This is a genomic window from Fictibacillus arsenicus (assembly GCF_001999465.1).
Taxonomy (GTDB): Bacteria; Bacillota; Bacilli; order Bacillales; family Fictibacillaceae; genus Fictibacillus; species Fictibacillus arsenicus.
On sequence record NZ_MQMF01000010.1, the window covers coordinates 1 to 18,136 of the forward strand.

At 39.7% G+C, this 18,136-nt stretch carries 18 protein-coding genes, 1 tRNA gene, 1 other RNA gene, 1 riboswitch and 1 other annotated feature; of the genes, 4 read left to right on the forward strand and 16 right to left on the reverse strand.

What is annotated here, in order from left to right:
• Positions 1-171: 171 nt before the first annotated feature.
• The 7 genes from UN64_RS19225 to tadA form a co-directional block, all read right to left on the reverse strand.
• Positions 172-438, reverse strand: coding sequence for a pro-sigmaK processing inhibitor BofA family protein (locus UN64_RS19225; protein ID WP_077365800.1), 267 nt, complete (start codon positions 436-438; stop codon positions 172-174).
• 78 nt (positions 439-516) lie between these two features.
• A complete protein-coding gene (locus UN64_RS19230; protein ID WP_066285359.1) occupies positions 517-741 on the reverse strand; it encodes a YaaL family protein in 225 nt (74 codons plus the stop codon).
• A 17-nt stretch (positions 742-758) separates the two neighbouring features.
• Entirely contained in the window at positions 759-1,355 is a 597-nt protein-coding gene (gene recR, locus UN64_RS19235; RefSeq protein ID WP_077365802.1) for a recombination mediator RecR, read from the reverse strand.
• Between the two features lie 10 nt (positions 1,356-1,365).
• On the reverse strand, positions 1,366-1,680 hold the full coding sequence (locus UN64_RS19240) for a YbaB/EbfC family nucleoid-associated protein (protein ID WP_066285355.1): 315 nt from the start codon (positions 1,678-1,680) through the stop codon (positions 1,366-1,368).
• 14 nt (positions 1,681-1,694) lie between these two features.
• On the reverse strand, positions 1,695-3,407 hold the full coding sequence (dnaX, locus tag UN64_RS19245; protein WP_077365804.1) for a DNA polymerase III subunit gamma/tau: 1,713 nt from the start codon (positions 3,405-3,407) through the stop codon (positions 1,695-1,697).
• A 105-nt stretch (positions 3,408-3,512) separates the two neighbouring features.
• Positions 3,513-3,776: signal recognition particle sRNA large type (gene ffs / locus UN64_RS19250), an RNA gene on the reverse strand.
• An 86-nt stretch (positions 3,777-3,862) separates the two neighbouring features.
• Positions 3,863-4,363, reverse strand: a complete 501-nt coding sequence (gene tadA / locus UN64_RS19255; RefSeq protein WP_077365806.1) for a tRNA adenosine(34) deaminase TadA — start codon at positions 4,361-4,363, stop codon at positions 3,863-3,865.
• A gap of 247 nt (positions 4,364-4,610) precedes the next feature.
• Here tadA and UN64_RS19260 point away from each other — a divergent pair, with 247 nt between their 5' ends.
• The 3 genes from UN64_RS19260 to UN64_RS19270 all read left to right on the forward strand — a co-directional run bounded on the left by UN64_RS19260 (position 4,611) and on the right by UN64_RS19270 (position 6,637).
• Positions 4,611-5,213: a cysteine hydrolase family protein gene (locus UN64_RS19260; RefSeq protein ID WP_077365808.1), complete on the forward strand. Its 603-nt coding sequence runs from the start codon at positions 4,611-4,613 to the stop codon at positions 5,211-5,213.
• Positions 5,214-5,330: 117 nt separating this feature from the next.
• Positions 5,331-5,972, forward strand: a complete 642-nt coding sequence (locus UN64_RS19265; RefSeq protein ID WP_077365810.1) for a deoxynucleoside kinase — start codon at positions 5,331-5,333, stop codon at positions 5,970-5,972.
• Positions 5,969-6,637, forward strand: a complete 669-nt coding sequence (locus tag UN64_RS19270) for a deoxynucleoside kinase (protein ID WP_077365812.1) — start codon at positions 5,969-5,971, stop codon at positions 6,635-6,637. The genes UN64_RS19265 and UN64_RS19270 overlap by 4 nt, the downstream gene beginning before the upstream one ends.
• 327 nt (positions 6,638-6,964) lie before the next feature.
• On the opposite strand, the gene UN64_RS19275 is transcribed toward UN64_RS19270, so the two are convergent.
• The 9 genes from UN64_RS19275 to guaB all read right to left on the reverse strand — a co-directional run bounded on the left by UN64_RS19275 (position 6,965) and on the right by guaB (position 16,312).
• Entirely contained in the window at positions 6,965-7,780 is an 816-nt protein-coding gene (locus UN64_RS19275) for a MetQ/NlpA family ABC transporter substrate-binding protein (protein WP_077365814.1), read from the reverse strand.
• Between the two features lie 15 nt (positions 7,781-7,795).
• Positions 7,796-8,458: a methionine ABC transporter permease gene (locus UN64_RS19280; RefSeq protein WP_066285344.1), complete on the reverse strand. Its 663-nt coding sequence runs from the start codon at positions 8,456-8,458 to the stop codon at positions 7,796-7,798.
• The gene (locus tag UN64_RS19285; RefSeq protein ID WP_077365816.1) at positions 8,451-9,464 is read right to left on the reverse strand and encodes a methionine ABC transporter ATP-binding protein; all 1,014 of its coding nucleotides are present in this window, start codon (positions 9,462-9,464) and stop codon (positions 8,451-8,453) included. The genes UN64_RS19280 and UN64_RS19285 overlap by 8 nt, the downstream gene beginning before the upstream one ends.
• 67 nt (positions 9,465-9,531) lie before the next feature.
• Positions 9,532-9,639, reverse strand: a riboswitch (SAM riboswitch).
• A gap of 212 nt (positions 9,640-9,851) precedes the next feature.
• Positions 9,852-9,944, reverse strand: a tRNA-Ser gene (locus UN64_RS19290).
• Between the two features lie 228 nt (positions 9,945-10,172).
• Positions 10,173-11,447: a serine--tRNA ligase gene (gene serS / locus UN64_RS19295; protein ID WP_077365818.1), complete on the reverse strand. Its 1,275-nt coding sequence runs from the start codon at positions 11,445-11,447 to the stop codon at positions 10,173-10,175.
• A gap of 71 nt (positions 11,448-11,518) precedes the next feature.
• Positions 11,519-11,736, reverse strand: a binding site (T-box leader).
• Positions 11,737-11,773: 37 nt separating this feature from the next.
• Positions 11,774-12,358, reverse strand: coding sequence for a pyridoxal 5'-phosphate synthase glutaminase subunit PdxT (gene pdxT, locus UN64_RS19300; RefSeq protein ID WP_077365820.1), 585 nt, complete (start codon positions 12,356-12,358; stop codon positions 11,774-11,776).
• Between the two features lie 4 nt (positions 12,359-12,362).
• Positions 12,363-13,247 carry a pyridoxal 5'-phosphate synthase lyase subunit PdxS gene (gene pdxS, locus UN64_RS19305; RefSeq protein ID WP_066285337.1) on the reverse strand — a complete coding sequence of 295 codons (885 nt, stop codon included), beginning with the start codon at positions 13,245-13,247 and terminating at the stop codon, positions 12,363-12,365.
• 169 nt (positions 13,248-13,416) lie between these two features.
• Positions 13,417-14,754: a D-alanyl-D-alanine carboxypeptidase family protein gene (locus UN64_RS19310; RefSeq protein WP_077365822.1), complete on the reverse strand. Its 1,338-nt coding sequence runs from the start codon at positions 14,752-14,754 to the stop codon at positions 13,417-13,419.
• Between the two features lie 100 nt (positions 14,755-14,854).
• Positions 14,855-16,312, reverse strand: a complete 1,458-nt coding sequence (guaB, locus tag UN64_RS19315) for an IMP dehydrogenase (RefSeq protein ID WP_077365824.1) — start codon at positions 16,310-16,312, stop codon at positions 14,855-14,857.
• A gap of 134 nt (positions 16,313-16,446) precedes the next feature.
• On the opposite strand from guaB, the gene UN64_RS19320 reads away from it, so the two are divergent.
• Positions 16,447-17,421, forward strand: a complete 975-nt coding sequence (locus UN64_RS19320) for a YaaC family protein (RefSeq protein WP_077365826.1) — start codon at positions 16,447-16,449, stop codon at positions 17,419-17,421.
• Positions 17,422-18,136: the final 715 nt, after the last annotated feature.

Consider the following 18,136-nt stretch of genomic DNA (forward strand, 5'->3'; position numbering starts at 1 on the left):
GTGAAGCTCGTTTAGTGCGCCGCTCGTTTTGGCGACTTTAATAATATATCACGCTTCACAAGCATGGTCAATAGCTATCTTGAAATTATTTTCGTTTTTAATAAAAAAAGCCCAGAAGGCTTGTGTCCCAGCCTCTGGACCGATTAGCAGAATTATTTTTTATGAGGAATTCTATCCTAAAATGAAGAACTCAATTGCGACTAGTGAAGCTAATCCCGGCAGGCCTGCTATTCCTGATATTAGTGCTGTGAACATATTGATTGGTATGTGTACATCATAGGAATTGCCGATCGCATTTAATAAGAAAAGAAGCAAGGCCCCAATACAAAAACGTGTGATCCCAAATCCAAGCCACCTTAAAGGGCGCATTGGAGCACCGGCAAGCAAGAGAACGAAGATGATGGTTCCAAGTATCGCTATTACAGTAATAGGCTCCACTGTTTAAACCTCCTATACATACATCCAGTTTTATTTACTAGACATTGTATGGGAGTTGTCCATAAAAAAGACCAGCAGTTATTTTAATCTGCTGGTCGTTACATTTCTTTTTTTAGCTTCTTTTAATAAGAAGAAGTATTTCGATTCTGCTAATTGAAGTTTAAAGATTACTTCTTCTGATGGTTCGACACTGCGTTCCACCATTTCTTTCTGATGCATCCATTCTATTTTTAATTCATCAAGACTTTGGAGCAACTGTTGATCTCCGGACCGCTTCAAGCGCCCTTTACGGGAAAAAAACATGTAGCAAACCCCTTTAGTTAGATTTCTCTTCTGCCTTCAAGCGCTTTAGATAGCGTAACTTCATCCGCGTATTCTAAGTCCCCGCCAACTGGGAGTCCATGAGCGATACGGGTAATTTTAATGCCTGTGGGTTTTAGAAGTCGTGCCATATACATAGCCGTTGCTTCTCCTTCAATATTTGGATCCGTCGCCATAATAATCTCCTGAACTCCTTCGTCTGTTAAACGTTTTAAGAGCTCGGCAATTTTTATGTCTTCCGGTCCGATACCGTCCATAGGAGAAATTGCTCCATGAAGAACGTGATAAAGACCACGGTATTCTTTCATTTTTTCCATTGCGATAACATCTTTTGAATCATGCACGACACAAATCGTCGAACGGTCTCTGCTTGAATCATCGCAGATCATACAAGGATCACGGTCAGTAATATGAAAACAATTGGAACAATAGATAAGCTGCCGTTTTGCATTGACCAGCGCACGGCCAAAGTCGAGAACGTCATCTTCTTTCATTTCCAATACGAAAAATGCCAGGCGAACCGCCGTTTTCGGTCCGATGCCCGGCAATTTCATAAAGCTTTCAATCAGTTTTGATATCGGTTCAGGATAATGCATGAATTAACTCCTAGAATAAACCAGGAATGTTTAGCCCTTTAGTGAATTTGCCCATGTCTTGTGAAACCATTTCGTCTACTTTCTTAAGTGCATCGTTCGTAGCCGCTAACACAAGGTCTTGAAGCATTTCAATATCATCCGGGTCTACAACTTCCTCTTTAATCACAATATCAACGATCTCTTTATGGCCGTTAGCTTTAACCGTAACCATTCCGCCGCCAGCAGTACCTTCGATTACTTTATCTTTTAACTCCTCTTGAGCCTTTGCCATATCACGCTGCATTTTTTGCATTTGTTTCATCATATTGTTCATGTTGCCTTTCATCTTAAAACTCCTCCTTATTCGTTCTCTTCTTCTTTTATCTCAATTAAATCATCGCCAACCAACTTGATCGCTTCTGTAATAAGTGGATCATCTTTTGTTTCCTGCTCTTCAGCAGACGGTTGGCCTTGCTGTTGCTCTTTAATGAATTCAGCTTTTAGTTTCTGCCATTCCGGATCCAAAATGGACAGCATGGACAGGTTCTTTCCTATTGTACTATAAACTGCCCCTTCAACATAGCTTCTGTTGTTATCTTGTGAAGCCATCTGTCTGTGAATTTCATGCTGAAAAGAAAGCAGGAATAATTGATCGGAACACGCTACTGGTTCTGCACCAGAAAGCAGAGCATAGGCACTTACTTTTTCTGACCGGATCTTATCTAAAATTTCGCCCCACATGCCTTTTAATTGCACGAGGTTTGGTTTCTTTGCTTTTTTCAACATCTCTTTTACTTGACCATGTGAAGCTCCGCCTTGTGTACGAATCACTCTTTTTTCTTTAGGTGCATCCTGCTCAGGAGAACCAGAAGAGCCGCTTTGAGTCCATCCGCCCTGCTTCATCTTTGTCAATTCCTGCTCAAGCTGTTCAATTCTTTGCAAAAGAGGTTCAACAGAAGCATTCTCCGTCTGTACCGAACCACCTGCTTGTTTTTGATAACATATTTTAATGAACGTAGTCTCTAGAAAGATTTTAGGGTGATTGGTCCATTTCATCTCTTGCTGAGCCTGGTTCAACTGGCTGATGATGGAATAGATACTTTCCGTTTCAGTCGAAGTCGCCAGTTGCTCGAAAGACTCATCTGTTGAAACACGTTCCAATAACTCTTCAAGCTGAGGTGCTGCTTTATACAGAAGCATGTCTCTGTAGTAATAGATCAAGTCTCCAAGGAACCGTACAGGATCCTTTCCTTCTTGTAAAAGATCTGTTGATATGGTTAAAGCCTTTGATACATCTTTTTCTAAAAAGGCTTCTGCCATATCTGAAAGATGTTTTTGAGAAGCTGATCCGGTTACAGATAGCACATCCTCGACTCTTACCTTATCGTCACTGTACGAAATCGCCTGATCCAATAAGCTTAGCGCGTCACGCATCCCGCCTTCAGCAGCTCGAGCCAGTAATTGCAATGCTTCATCTTCGACTTCTGTACCGTTTGCGTCGACGACCTTTTTCATCCGTCCGATGATAGACTGAGATGATATTCTCTTAAGATCAAAACGCTGGCATCTTGAAACGATGGTAGAAGGAATTTTGTGCGGTTCTGTTGTTGCCAGAATAAAAATAACATGACTCGGCGGTTCTTCCAGTGTTTTTAATAAAGCATTAAATGCTCCAGTGGATAGCATATGTACTTCATCAATAATATAGACTTTGTACGTTACCGATGAAGGAGCGAACTTTACCTTGTCCCGTATGTCACGAATATCATCTACCCCTGTATTTGACGCCGCATCGATTTCGAGCACATCTGAAATGGTTCCGTTCGTTATGCCTCTGCATGCATCACATTCATTACAAGGCTCTGAAACTGGAGCACGCTCGCAGTTAACGGCTTTTGCAATAATTTTGGCTATACTTGTTTTTCCCGTTCCTCTTGGTCCTGAAAACAGGTAGGCATGGGAAAGCTTGTCCTGCATCAAGGCGTTTTGAATCGTTTTCGTAATGTGTTCCTGCCCGACCACATCTTCAAAGCTTTGCGGTCTCCATACACGGTAGAGTGCCTGATAACTCATCCCTTTGCCTCCCTAAAATCACTTCATTCTCTCTTTATTATACTGAAACATTACAAAAAACTCACCCCTGAGACAAGGATGAGTTATTGTTTATATATTAGAATGCCGCGCACCTCTCTTTGGAATAGTCAACCTATGCGTACAGACGCAGTTAGCTCAGTCCAGGTTGCCCCACGGCACACGAAGTGATCCACTTACTGCTGCTTCCTTCCGGACCTGACAGGGTTCATGGGTCTCCGTTGCGCAGGACCCGGACATCAACACCACTTACGTCCGTCGGCCATACGTTGAACTAACCGAGGAGAGGAATTCAACCTCGCTACAGCGGATTGCGAGTACAGGGCACCGCTACCTCCCCATCTAGCGCGACAAAGTGTATAACATTGTTAGATGCACAATCAAATGTGCAAGATTTAGTATACTATGCCTGTCATTAAAAATCAACCGTACAAGCCTTAAAGCTGACTCTTTCGTTCTTCCTTTTCTTTCCTTTTGAGATCTCGGAGATTTTTAAAAAAGGTTGAAAGGATTTCTCGGCATGCTTCTTCTTTTACACCTGAGACTACTTCACATTGATGATTGAAACGGTCTTCTTGTAAAAGATTCATCAATGTACCCGCACAGCCCCCTTTTGGATCTTTAGCTCCATATACGACTCTGTTCACCCTAGAGAGAACGATCGCACCTGCGCACATGGCACATGGTTCCAGCGTTACATATAGAGTAGTACCTTCGAGTCTCCATGCACCGGTTTCTTTACAAGCTTTATCGATCGCTAATAACTCCGCATGGGCAATGGCTCTATGTTCGACTTCTCGTAAATTATGAGCCCTTGAAATAACCTCTTCGTCTCTTACTAATACAGCACCGATCGGAACTTCACCGATTTCAGCCGCTTTCTCCGCTTCTTTTAATGCAAGTTCCATGAAATACTCATCTTTTTCTAATGTCACCATTATCGTCCCGCTCCAAAGTTTTAGTTGTTAGAGATTATACAAGAGGTTTTGTAAATAATAAAGAAAGGAATCTTTTCAATAAGGCATTGATTGGAGTGCAAGGTGCGAGACTCCTGCGGGATCAGTGGGACAGGTGAGACCCCGACAGCGCGAAGCGATAGGGAGGCTCACCGCCCGCCCCGCGGAAAGCGAGCATCCTGTAACGGAAATCAACTACCTTCTAAAAAAACAAAGGAGAGGGACACCCATGCCGCAAAACGAAAATAAGATCCCTGTCGCCATGCTTATTATTGACGTAATTAATGACTTTAATTTTCCTGAAGCTCCTCTTTTATTGAAAACATCTGCTCCTATTGCAGAAAGAATATCAAACCTAAAAAAACGGGCTAAAAAAGAAGGTATTCCTGTTATTTATGTAAATGATAATTTCGGACAATGGCAGTCCGATAAACAAAAACTCGTCGAGTACTGCATGGAACAAGATGGCGGGGAGTTTGTAAAAAAACTGCAGCCTGACGATGACGACTATTTTGTAATAAAACCAAAGCACTCTGGATTCTTTTCAACGCCTTTATCAACTTTATTAAATGATCTTAACGTGCAAACTTTGATTATATGCGGCGTTGCAGGCAATATTTGTGTCCTCTTCACTGCAAATGATGCCTATATGCGCGGATTCGATATATATGCACCTTCTGATTGTTCCGCATCTAATATAGAAGAAGACAATGAGAGAGCATTAATATTAATGGAAACAACACTAGATGCCGATATAAGTCTTAGTGAAGATTTAGATTTAACCGCTATAATCGAGCAAGCTAATAAAAACAAACAAAGAAAAATCTACTAAGAAGTTGTGATTATCGATTAAATTTACCGATAATCTATCCACCTTTTCCAAACGTATGCTACAATATTCTTTGTCTGTAATTTTTCGTTTTGTTAAAAGAAAGGGAGGAAAAGGAAGATGAGTTCAACCCCCTTTATCGCAGTTGAAGGGCCGATTGGCGTAGGGAAAACATCACTGGCAAAAGCTATTGCCGAGCACTTTAAATTTCAAATACTAGAGGAAATTGTAGAAGAGAATCCTTTTCTCGGAAAATTTTACGACGACATCGATGAGTGGAGTTTTCAAACCGAGATGTTCTTTCTTTGCAACAGGTACAAACAGCTTGAAGATATTCAAAATCAATATCTAGCGAAACAAATACCTGTCGTTTCCGATTATCATATTTTTAAGAACAGAATTTTTGCCGGTCGAACGCTAAAAGACCGTCATTACAATAAATACATGCAGTGCTTTGATATCTTAACAGAAGATATGCCCGTTCCGAACATGATCATATACTTAAATGCCAGTCTTGATACATTATTAGAACGCGTTAGAAAGCGCGGACGATTCGTTGAACAAAACATGGAGCCTGCATACCTAGAACAGCTTGCTGCTGATTATGATACGTTCATGTCCGCCTTTAAAAGACAGCACCCTGAGATTCCGGTGCTGAGTTTTAATGGAGACGATTTAGATTTTGTTGCGTATGAAATGGATAAAGAGAAAATTTTATCCTTAATAGAGGCAACTTTGAAAAAAGGAGAAGTTGCAAAATGAACAAGCTTATCCAATACGGAATTCCAAATGATGCTGTAATTACTATAGCCGGAATGGTTGGTGCAGGTAAATCAACATTGACCAACGCTCTAGCTGATAAATTAAAATTCCGTACTTCTATGGAAAAGGTCGACAACAATCCATACTTAGAAAATTTCTATCATGATTTCAAGCGATGGAGCTTTCATCTGCAAATTTTCTTTTTAGCTGAACGTTTTAAAGAGCAAAAAAGAATGTTTGATTATGGTGGAGGATTTGTTCAGGATCGTTCCATCTATGAAGATACAGGGATTTTTGCCCGCATGCATTATGACAAAGGGAATATGTCCGAGGTAGACTATGATACATATACCCACCTTTTTGAAGCGATGGTGATGACACCTTATTTCCCTCAGCCGGATTGCTTGATTTACCTGGAAGGTTCTTTAGATGATATTTTAGCTCGTATTCAGAAGCGTGGTCGCAAGATGGAGCAAGAGACACCTGTATCTTATTGGGAAGAGATGTATGACCGCTATGAAAAATGGATCGCATCTTTCAATTCATGTCCGGTACTTCGTGTAAACATTAACGATTATGATCTTCGTGAAAATCCTGAATCGATTAACGATATCGTAGGAAAAATCGCACAAAAGATTGAAGCAAAACGTGAAGTTCGTTTATAAAAGCAAAAAGCCCCGTAAGTCATTAAATTGACACGGGGCTTAATTTTTAATATAAGGTTTTTGAATGGGATACAGATGATAGTTTTGATTTTATGTACCCAATGGAACCTTTTTTTAGCCCCAACAATTCCTGATTTCGCCCGGTGCAGCCCTGTTTTCGCCCCCATGATTTAAATTACTCGATTACACTAATCTTTAACGTTTGAAAATACGTAATATAATGGGTGAATTTTAAATGAAAAATGAAAAACCAGCTCCTTTTTAATTAGAGCCGGTGCATTTTCATCGTATATTCATATATTTCTTCTTAAAATGACAAGCAAACACTTATTTTTTCATCCATTCAGGCTTGCCGAAGCCTTTGAACTCTTTATCGATGACTTCTTCAAATTCTTTGGATTCTACTACTTCTTTTATATCTTTTGCGAATGCCGATTCAAGATCTTTTGTATTAACAACCACACGATTTCGGTACGTATCAGGCATATTTTCAAGCTGAAGCGCGTCCAAGAGATCCATTTTTGCAGCGAGTGCAAAGTTTCCTGGTACTGCAGCAACATCAGCACTTTGTACGGCACGCGGAAGCTGGGCTGCTTCTAGCGGTTTAAAGTTTAAGTTTTTTGGATTGTCTTTAATATCTTTTTCAGACGCTGTCAGCTGATTAGTATCTTCTTTTATCGTTATAAGTCCAGCATCTTTAAGCATGATTAATGTACGTGCTAAGTTCACCGGATCGTTAGGAATCGCAAGTGTGCTTCCTTCTTTTATCTCTTCTATCGATTTGAATTTATTTGAATACAGTCCCATTGGAGCTGTAGGGACAACTACGACTTCAGAAAGTTTAAGATTTTTTTCTTTTGCGAAGTTCTCCATATAGACTTTATGCTGAAAAAGGTTTGCATCGAGATCACCTTTAGAAAGCGCTAAGTTTGGCTGGATATAATCGCTGAATTCAACAACCTTAACTTTATAGCCTTTTTTCTCTAAAGAAGGTTTTATCGCTTTGTTTACCATATCAGTATAAGGACCAGCAGTTGCACCAAGGGTAATTTCTTTATCTTTTGATGCGCCTGAAGTGGAAGAGCAAGCGGCTAAAGCCAGGACAGCAATTGCAGTGAATAGTGTAAGTATTATTTTTTTCATGTGGAATCCCCTTTTTTATCTTTTATTTACCGCTCGAGCTACTCCGTCACCAATGACTTGCATGAGCTGCACGATGACAATCAGCAGAACAACCGTTGTGAACATGATGGTGTTGTCATATCTGTAATAGCCGAATCGAATCGCAAAGTCACCGATTCCCCCGCCCCCTACAATACCTGCCATAGCAGAGTAGCCTAATAAGCTTATTGCTGTGACCGTAATCGCTTGAACGATTCCTGGCTTCGCTTCAGGAAGCAGTACTTCACGGATGATCATCCATGGCGTTGCCCCTACCGCAACAGCTGCTTCAATCACACCTTTATCGATCTCCCTTAATGAGGTCTCAACTAAACGTGCAAAGAATGGTATAGCAGCTACAGACAATGATACTGAGGCTGCGGTTGGACCGATCGTCGTACCCGTAATCAGTTGTGTTAAAGGCAGCAGAGCTACGAGAAGAATAATAAACGGTACAGAACGGATTAGATTTACTAAAATACCTGCAATTTGTTTTATCCATACGTTTTCAAACAATAGCCCTTTGTCTGTAACAAACAATGCGACCCCTAGTGGAAGGCCTACGATCAGAGAAACACCCAATGAGATCGCGACCATATATAATGTTTCAAAAAATGCTTTATTCAAGTCTGGCAGGATGCTGTACAAAGAATCAAGCAACGTGTTTCACCACCTCTAAATTTTCGATTCGATCTTTAATGTAAGCGATGGCCCGTTTAACTTCTGCTTCATCACCTATCAGTTCCATAATAAAAATCCCTAATGGAGTTTCCTGAATGTATTCAATCTTTCCGTGTAGTATATTTCCTTTCACTTTAAAGTTTTGGAAGAGTTCAGAGACAACTGCTTCTTCTGCTATCGCGCCTTTAAAATGAATTTTAATTACTACTCCTTTACGCCCCTTTAAGAGCGGTTCCGGAAGGTTCATCTGTATGACACTGCTAATAAACGTTTTCGTTAACTCTTTCTCCGGATGTGCAAATAAGTTATAAACATCACCCGTCTCGATGATTTCTCCATCCTGCATCACTGCCATCCTGTGACAAATCTCTTTTACGACTTCCATCTCATGTGTGATAAGAACAATTGTGATGCCAAGCTTTTTATTAATGGATTGCAGAAGTGAAAGAATAGCTTTTGTCGTGTTAGGATCGAGTGCAGAAGTAGCTTCATCACAAAGCAAAACTTTTGGATCGTTGGCTAGTGCGCGTGCAATTCCGACCCGCTGCTTTTGTCCGCCGCTCAGCTGAGCCGGATACTGATCCTTTTGACTCTCTAACCCCACCATCTGTAGCAGCTCAAGAGTCTTTTGATTAATTTCATCTTTCTTTTTCCCGGCAGCTTTTAACGCAAATGCGATATTTTCATATACGGTTTTGGCACTAATAAGATAAAAATGCTGAAAGATCATTCCTATTTTCAGTCGTTCTTCTCGAAGTTCTTTTTTAGATAATTTCGTAATGGAGACACCGTCGATTAAAATCTCCCCTGATGTTGGTTTTTCTAATAAATTTAAGCAACGGAGGAGAGAACTCTTACCAGCACCGCTGTAGCCAACAATTCCGAATATCTCACCCTTTTCTATCGTAAGTGAAACATCCTTAACCCCAACAATGTCTTTTCCTTTAGCGGTATATATTTTCGTTACATTACGCACTTCAATCATATTTCTGTCCTCCTTCAATATAAAAAGCCCTCTTCATTCAATGGAAGAGGGCGAATAGACATACATCGACTTATCTTCCAGAATGAATGAATCATTCTGCAGGAAGTAGCACCGTTCCATAATGGAGGTTGCCGGACGTCACTGGGCCTGATCCCTCAGTCTCTCTTAATAAGTGTTGATTATTTGATTAAGTTATAATTGACATATTACTACCTGTCGAAAAGTTCTGTCAATAACATTTTTTAATACTTTAAAGTGTTAGCGCTTACATTACTTATAGGATAAGGAAAAATTATTTTACAGTTAACTCTGAAATTCGCTCTTATCCATATACAAAAACAACAAAAAACCTCACCTGATAAAATCAGATGAGGTTGAATATGTATATGGAGGAGGTAGAGGGATTCGAACCCCCGCGGGTCGTTAAACCCCTGTCGGTTTTCAAGACCGATCCCTTCAGCCGGACTTGGGTATACCTCCGTGTGACTGACAAGAACTATAATAACATGTGAGTAAATATAGTGTCAACGTAATTTTATAAAAAAATATATCTTTTTTCGTAAACTTTGTTTCAATTGGAAGCTATTGATTTCCGCACCAGGAACCAGATTTTTCTTGGGCCTCTCACCCAATGTTAAAGTCATCCGTAAAAAAAATCAGGGCTGCCAAAAGTAAGTATACCTTACTTTTGGGACAGCCCTTTTTGGTTTACTTGATTACTTCTTTATTACCCATGTATGGACGAAGTACTTCTGGGATGATAACCGTTCCATCTTCTTGCTGATAGTTCTCTAAAATTGCTGCTACTGTTCGTCCGATCGCTAAACCAGATCCGTTTAGTGTATGAACAAGCTCAGGCTTGCCTTTCGCTTCTCTGCGGAAACGAATTTGAGCACGGCGCGCTTGAAAATCTTCAAAGTTAGAGCAAGAAGAAATCTCACGGTATTCACCGTAGCTTGGAAGGTATACTTCTATATCGTATTTTTTAGCAGCTGTAAATCCGAGGTCAGCCGTACACATGCTCAATACACGGTATGGCAGGTTTAGCAGCTGAAGTACTTTTTCGGCATGGCCTGTTAACTTTTCAAGCTCATCGTAAGAATCTTCCGGCTTAACAAAGCGTACAAGCTCAACTTTATTAAACTGATGCTGACGGATCAATCCTCGTGTGTCACGGCCAGCAGATCCTGCTTCAGAACGGAAGCATGCGCTGTATGCTGCATACGTGATCGGAAGTTCATCAGCCGCTAAGATTTCTTCACGGTGCATATTTGTTACTGGCACCTCTGAAGTTGGAATCAGGAAATAATCCTCTTCACGAATCTTAAATGCGTCTTCTTCAAATTTAGGAAGCTGCCCAGTTCCTGTCATGCTTTGACGATTTACCATGTATGGAGGAAGTACTTCTGTATAGCCGTGTTCGTCTTCATGAAGGTCCATCATAAAGTTGATCAGTGCACGCTCTAAACGTGCTCCAAGACCTTTATAAAACGCAAATCGGCTTCCTGTAACCTTCGCTCCCCGTTCAAAATCAACAATGTTCAAGTCAGTTGCGATATCCCAGTGTGCTTTTGCTTCAAAAGAAAACTCTGGAACATCACCCCAGTGGCGAACAGGTACATTGTCATCTTCTGTTTCTCCAACAGGTACACTTTCATGCGGTATGTTAGGCAGCGTAAGCATGATTCCGTGGAGATCTTCTTCTACTTGGCGAAGTTCATCATCGATCGTCTTAATTTTATCTCCTACTTCACGCATCTCGGTAATCAGATGGTCAGCTTCTTTTTTCTCACGCTTGAATTCTGCTACCTGTTTAGATACCTCATTACGCTTAGATTTTAAAGCCTCCGTTTCACCGATTAATTCACGGCGGCGCTGATCAAGCGCTTCAAACTGATCTAAACCAGAAAGGTCTTCCCCTCTTGCAGACAGTTTTTGTTTCACTTCTTCAAAATTAGCACGTACAAATTTTAAATCCAACATACTTATTTCCTCCTTTTTTCGTTATAAAAAATCAAAAAACTCCCGCCCCTGCTCCTAATGATCACATTAGAAACAGGGACGAGAGTTAACCCGCGTTGCCACCCTGATTGCAATAGAACTATGCCTACTGCCGGCTCGTTTAAATGTAACGGTTCTTCACCGGAAAAGCATACTTAAGTTCAGCTTTTCACTCGAGGATGGATTCACAAAACGCTTTGATCGGTTTTCACCAGCCACCGACTCTCTACGCAAAGTCATTTTTGTTACTAATTCCTGTCATTGATTTTTTATGATGATTTTATAGTAATGTACAGCATTTTTCTATTTTATGCAACTACTTCTTTGTTTGCTTGTACCATTTTTACAAAAAATTGATGTAGACGGTAGTCGTCTGTCAATTCCGGATGAAAAGCTGCACATAAGAAATGACCTTGTTTGGCTGCAACGATTCGGTCGTTATGCTTTGAAAGAATTTCAACTTCAGGACCAACTTCTACAATAAACGGTGCACGAATAAAGACTCCTGTAAAATCTTCACCAACTCCGTGAATCATAAGATCAGCTTCAAAACTGTCAACTTGGCGGCCAAACGCATTGCGTTCAACCGTCATGTCGATCAGCTCTAGATGAGCTGTGTCCTGACCTTGAATTCTTTTTGCCATTAAAATTAATCCTGCACAAGTACCAAAAACAGGCTTGTTTTTTGCAAATTCCTTCAACGGTTCAAGGAATTGATATCTATCGATCAAACGTCTCATCGCTGTACTTTCGCCGCCTGGCATCACCAAGCCATCAAGCTCTTCAAGCTCTTCTACTCGTTTTACCCCTAAAGCTTGAGCTCCAGAAGCTTCTATCGCTTTAACATGTTCCTGTATTGCACCTTGTAAAGCAAGAACTCCAATTTTCAGCATGTATTTACCAGCCTCGCTCCTGCATGCGCTCACCTTGAGCCAGTGTGGAAATTTCAATACCTTTCATAGGAGTGCCTAGACCTTTAGAAAGTTCAGCGATTAATTTGTAATCTTGATAATGAGTAGTTGCTTCAACGATGGCACGAGCAAATTTTTCTGGGTTCTCAGACTTAAAGATTCCAGATCCTACGAATACTCCATCTGCACCAAGCTGCATCATAAGTGCTGCATCTGCTGGTGTTGCGATACCGCCTGCTGCAAAGTTAACTACAGGAAGCTTTCCAGCTTTTTTGATTTGAAGAAGAACTTCAAATGGAGCACCTAAGTTCTTTGCTTCAGTCATAAGCTCGTCCTCACTCATCGCTACAACTTTGCGGATTTGCCCTTGAATCATTCTCATATGACGAACGGCTTCAACGATGTTTCCTGTTCCAGGCTCACCTTTTGTACGAAGCATTGATGCACCTTCACCAATACGGCGTGATGCTTCTCCAAGATCACGTGCACCGCATACGAAAGGTACAGTGTAGTCACTCTTCAACAAATGGAAAACTTCATCTGCAGGTGTTAACACTTCACTCTCGTCGATATAATCCACACCCATAGCTTCAAGCACGCGAGCTTCAACAATATGTCCAATACGCGCCTTTGCCATCACAGGAATAGATACAGCATTTAAAACTTCTTCTACGATTGTTGGATCAGCCATACGGGCTACCCCGCCTGCTGCACGAATATCTGAAGGCACACGTTCTAATGCCATTACTGCTACTGCACCAGCTTCTTCCGCGATACGCGCTTGCTCAGCGTTAATAACGTCCATAATGACGCCGCCTTTTTGCATTTCTGCCATTCCTCGTTTTACACGTTCAGTACCGGTTTTTAACATGCTACACTACCCCCTGATTATATGTGGTAGAACCGATTTTCTCGGTTCTTTTAAAATAAAACTAGTATCCTCATCTATTTTATCGCAATTCAAGAAAAGCGCAAGACTCTCTATTTTCAGAAAAAAAGCTCCTCAGCTTAAGCTGAGGAGCTTTGAAAATATTTTAAAATTAAAACAAGCCTTTAATCATGTCCACAGTTCCGGACCAGATTCCGCCAAAGAAGCTTCCGACACCTCTTAACGCTAGAACGAACCAGTTTGCTTTTTCAACAGATTTTGTCGTAACAACTTCTGTCTTTCCTTTTGTATCTCCATCAAGCAGGTAACCGTAATCTTCGCCTTTACCTTTGTACTCGATTTTGATATGCCCAACGGTTTCTCCCTTTTTAAAAGGAGCGGTCAGTTCGCCTTCTTTAGTCAATTTTTTCTTATCAACTACAAATTTCGGCTTATAATTTTCTTTTTCTCCTCTTTTGATAACCATTGAAAGAGGTTCTTTTGTTGCGATCTTTACTTCTTTTTCTTTACCTTTTACAACAGGTAAAGTTTTATTACCCTTAACTTGATAGTTATCAGGCAATATATTTTCTTTTTCAAAATTAGCAAATCCAAAATCAAACAATTTTTTCGTTTCTTTAAATCGGGCTAAACGGCTATCTGTTTTCATCACAACCGAAATTAGTCGTGTATCGCCTTGTTTGATCGTACCTGTAAAACAGTTACCAGCAAGATCTGTAGAACCAGTCTTTAGTCCGTCTACCCCTTTATACCCGCTGTTTAGTTCAGGCAGCATCCAGTTCCAATTTTCCATTTGAATTTCGTCATCTGAACCTTCACGGAATTTCATACGTGGAATGCTTGCTGTTTCTAAAACTTCTGGATGATCTTGCAGCAATCTGAAAGCAAGAATAGCGGTTGCACGAGCACTCATCATATTTTCATCTGTTTCGGAACCACTCGAATGGTTACCGAACAAATCTTTATTGTTAAGACCTGTAGAGTTAACAAAATTATAATCTTTCATGCCAAATTCTTTTGCTTTGGCATTCATTCTTTTAACAAATTCACCTTCTGAACCAGCTAAAAGTTCAGCTAATGCAATCGTTGAACCATTTGCTGAATAAATCGCCATTGATTGATACAATTCACGAACAGTATATTTTTCATCTACTCGTAATGGCACGTTTGATAATGTACGGTTTTGAGAAATCTTATGTGCATATTCAGAAATACTTGTTTTCTGATCCCAAGAAATCTTGTCTTTATTAATTGCTTCAAGCAATAAATATTCAGTCATCATCTTACTCATACTTGCTGGGGCAAGTAATGTATCAGCATTTTTCTGATATAATATTTTTCCTGTTTCTGCATCTACAAGAATAGCACCTTCAGCTTTAACATCTAAAGATGGTGCTGCACTTGCTGTTTGAGAAAAACTAAATAAACTTCCAACTACAAATGAAAATACTAGCGTCAACGCTAATAGTTGTTTTATCCTGCTGTTCAAAAAACTGCACCTCCATACCCATTTACACACAAAAATTATTGTAACATACACCTTTTCAAAAAAATAGACAGAGGTTAAACCTCTGTCCTAAAATGTGCCTTTAGACCGAATAATTTGGTGCTTCTTTCGTAATTTGAACTTGATGCGGATGACTCTCGCGAAGTCCAGCTCCCGTAATTTTTACAAAACGGGAATCATTTTGAAGTTCTTCAATTGTTGCCGTTCCGCAATAACCCATACCTGAACGGATGCCTCCGATAAGCTGATATACGGTATCAGCAAGAGGTCCTTTGTACGGCACGCGTCCTTCAATGCCTTCTGGGACAAGCTTCTTATTATTTTCCTGGAAATATCGATCGCTGCTGCCGCGTTCCATCGCACCGACAGAACCCATTCCGCGATAAACCTTAAACTGGCGCCCTTGGAAGATTTCACGCTCTCCTGGACTCTCTGATACCCCAGCAAGCATGCTGCCAAGCATAACTGCATGTCCGCCTGCAGCAAGTGCTTTTACGATATCTCCTGAATACTTGATGCCGCCGTCCGCTATAATCGGCACACCGTATTTCTTCGCTTCAGTAGCACAATCGTATACCGCAGTAACTTGCGGAACACCTACACCAGCAACAACACGAGTTGTACAGATGGAACCAGGACCGATTCCTACTTTTACAACGCTTGCTCCTGCTTCGATAAGATCACCTGTTGCTTCTGCTGTTGCTACGTTTCCTGCAATAATCGTTAAATTCGGAAAAGCAGATCTAACTTCAGCTACTTTTTGCAAAACACCTTCTGAATGTCCGTGCGCTGTATCAATAACAATTGCATCAACACCTGCTTCAACCAGCTTCTCAACACGCAGCAGTGCATCCTTTGTAACTCCGACTGCAGCACCTACTAAGAGACGTCCTTGAGAATCTTTTGCAGAGTTAGGGAATTCGATTACCTTTTCAATATCCTTAATTGTGATCAAACCTTGAAGTGTACCATCTTCATCAACTAAAGGAAGTTTTTCAATTTTATATTGCTGAAGCGTTTTTTCCGCTTCTTTTAATGTAGTACCTACAGGAGCTGTTACTAAGTTCTCCTTTGTCATTACATCTGAGATCTTAATGGAATAATCCTGAACGAATCGTAAATCACGATTAGTAAGTATACCTACTAGCTTTTTATCAGCATCTACAATTGGTACACCGCTAATCCGGTATTTACCCATTAAGTGCTCCGCATCAAAAACTTGGTGTTCTGGCGTTAAATAGAATGGATTTGTGATTACCCCACTCTCAGAACGTTTAACACGGTCCACTTGTTCCGCCTGTTCTTCAATAGACATATTCTTATGAATAATTCCAAGACCGCCTTGACGCGCCATTGCAATCGCCATATTTGATTCAGTGACAGTATCCATCCCAGCACTTATAATCGGAATATTTAATTGTACCGAATCAGATAACCTGGTTTTAATGGAGACCTCATTAGGAAGAACTGAAGATTTCGCAGGTATTAATAACACATCATCAAACGTTAATCCTTCTTTTGCAAATTTATCTTGCCACATGCCGAACCCACCCCTTCAAATTTTTAATCCAGAAAAATATTATTTGTAGATTATCAACTGGGTAAACTAGTGTCAAGGAATACAAGATATGTTCGATTTTTCAAATAATTTAAATTGCAGGAGGAAAATAACTCATGGTAATGAAGCAAGATGTTTGGTCTTTGTTTGATATGTTCTTTTCCTCTCAAAAAACACAGCAATTTCTAGCAAAACAATATGAAGAATTAAATTTACAGGATAGTAACGGAAAAAGCTTTGATAATACTTATGGATTTATTTACTATATTGAACACGGTAAAAAATACTATAAACTGGCAGATCAAGCTCCTGCAGAAATTAAGCCAGTTCTTCTCTTTTACGGAATGACTCAGTTAATGAAGGCTTGTATATTATGCAGGGATCCTGACTATCCCGACTCGAGTTCTGTTTTGGCTCATGGATTATCTACGAGAAAGAGAAAAAAACGGAGCTATGAATTTTTAAATGATGAAGTGAAAGTACAAAAAACGGGTTTATTTAATCATTTTTGCGAAAAAATGTTTCACATGAAACACATAGAAGGCGAAAAGTTTATGATGAATCACCTCCTAAAAACATTGCCAGAACTAGTTCCTTTATACAAACAAATGACTAATGAATTTTATCTGATTAAAATAAACAGAGAATCCAACGGTGGCTTTTCATTATCAGGCAATGCTGCTGACTTGCTGCATATGTCAGCTGAACGGTTTGAGGAATACATAAATTGTATGGTTTCCTCTAAAATGAAATTGGAGTGGAGAGGTACAAATAATTATCATATTTTATTAAATGAACAGCTGCATCCATTCGATTGTTTTCCTCTCAATTATCACTATACGGAAGATACATATTACTTTCCGGTTGATCGTAATTTGCTGCAAATGCCTGTTCTCAATGAGTTGATGGTACATTATGTTCTTCTCTATAACTTAAGTATGATTAGCCGCTATGATACGGAGTGGTGGAGTGAACTGTTCCATACATATACTTCACATGAGCTGCCTTTTATTAATCAATTTTTAAACATAACTGCTAAAAAAATTCCTTATCTCTTTGGTCAATTACTCCATACCATGGATATACCTTAATTATAAAAATAAGAAACCAGCCAGTGCAGCTAGCTTATGCCTGGTTGGATACGAAGGTTAAATAAAATAATAAATGATAATTCGGTTCTACCTTAAAAAAGGCATCTGCTGTTATCGGTATTAAGAATATCCATAAAACCGCATGATAACAATTCCTATATGCACAGAGTAGGATTTTATCTTTATCCACCCTTCGTTCTTTTTCTAAAATCGACATCGATCGCATTAAAAGGAAATACAAAATAGAAAAAATAATAAAAAGGATAATGATTATGATTTCCACGTTAATTCTCCTAATTTACAACTTTATATTGTATTATTTTACCATTCGTTTAACTTTAGGGAAATATGGCTTTTAAAATAAGTATTTGAGTCGTGAGTATGTTATTTGTATGTTGGATGGTGAATGTAAGAGTTGATGAAAAAGGAGTTTTTTGAGTGGAAAGTGTTTTAAGCTGCAATTTCTCATTAATAGACTTTTCGACAAAAAGGATTGATAGAACGATGGTGAAAGGACTTAATAAATAAGATTAAAATGTACTAAGGATCATAAATTCATTTCAAGGACCATAAAAAATGATGACGGATCATAAATCTTGCTGAAGGCTCATAAAAGGAATTTCACCTTTAAATAATGCTGCTGGAGCCACTTTCATTGCTTCAGAAATCCTTTAATTCTTTCTTTTTAAAACAAAAAAAGAAGATGGATCTTCAT

Coding starts and splice junctions, on each gene's coding strand:
- UN64_RS19260 (WP_077365808.1), top strand. CDS start 4,611: ATGCCGCAAAACGAAAATAAGATCCCTGTCGCCATGCTTATTATTGAC.
- UN64_RS19270 (WP_077365812.1), top strand. CDS start 5,969: ATGAACAAGCTTATCCAATACGGAATTCCAAATGATGCTGTAATTACT.
- pdxT (WP_077365820.1), bottom strand. CDS start 12,358: ATGCTGAAAATTGGAGTTCTTGCTTTACAAGGTGCAATACAGGAACAT.
- recR (WP_077365802.1), bottom strand. CDS start 1,355: ATGCATTATCCTGAACCGATATCAAAACTGATTGAAAGCTTTATGAAA.
- UN64_RS19320 (WP_077365826.1), top strand. CDS start 16,447: ATGGTAATGAAGCAAGATGTTTGGTCTTTGTTTGATATGTTCTTTTCC.
- UN64_RS19275 (WP_077365814.1), bottom strand. CDS start 7,780: ATGAAAAAAATAATACTTACACTATTCACTGCAATTGCTGTCCTGGCT.
- UN64_RS19265 (WP_077365810.1), top strand. CDS start 5,331: ATGAGTTCAACCCCCTTTATCGCAGTTGAAGGGCCGATTGGCGTAGGG.
- serS (WP_077365818.1), bottom strand. CDS start 11,447: ATGTTGGATTTAAAATTTGTACGTGCTAATTTTGAAGAAGTGAAACAA.
- pdxS (WP_066285337.1), bottom strand. CDS start 13,247: ATGTTAAAAACCGGTACTGAACGTGTAAAACGAGGAATGGCAGAAATG.
- dnaX (WP_077365804.1), bottom strand. CDS start 3,407: ATGAGTTATCAGGCACTCTACCGTGTATGGAGACCGCAAAGCTTTGAA.
- UN64_RS19230 (WP_066285359.1), bottom strand. CDS start 741: ATGTTTTTTTCCCGTAAAGGGCGCTTGAAGCGGTCCGGAGATCAACAG.
- UN64_RS19240 (WP_066285355.1), bottom strand. CDS start 1,680: ATGAAAGGCAACATGAACAATATGATGAAACAAATGCAAAAAATGCAG.
- tadA (WP_077365806.1), bottom strand. CDS start 4,363: ATGGTGACATTAGAAAAAGATGAGTATTTCATGGAACTTGCATTAAAA.
- UN64_RS19285 (WP_077365816.1), bottom strand. CDS start 9,464: ATGATTGAAGTGCGTAATGTAACGAAAATATATACCGCTAAAGGAAAA.
- guaB (WP_077365824.1), bottom strand. CDS start 16,312: ATGTGGCAAGATAAATTTGCAAAAGAAGGATTAACGTTTGATGATGTG.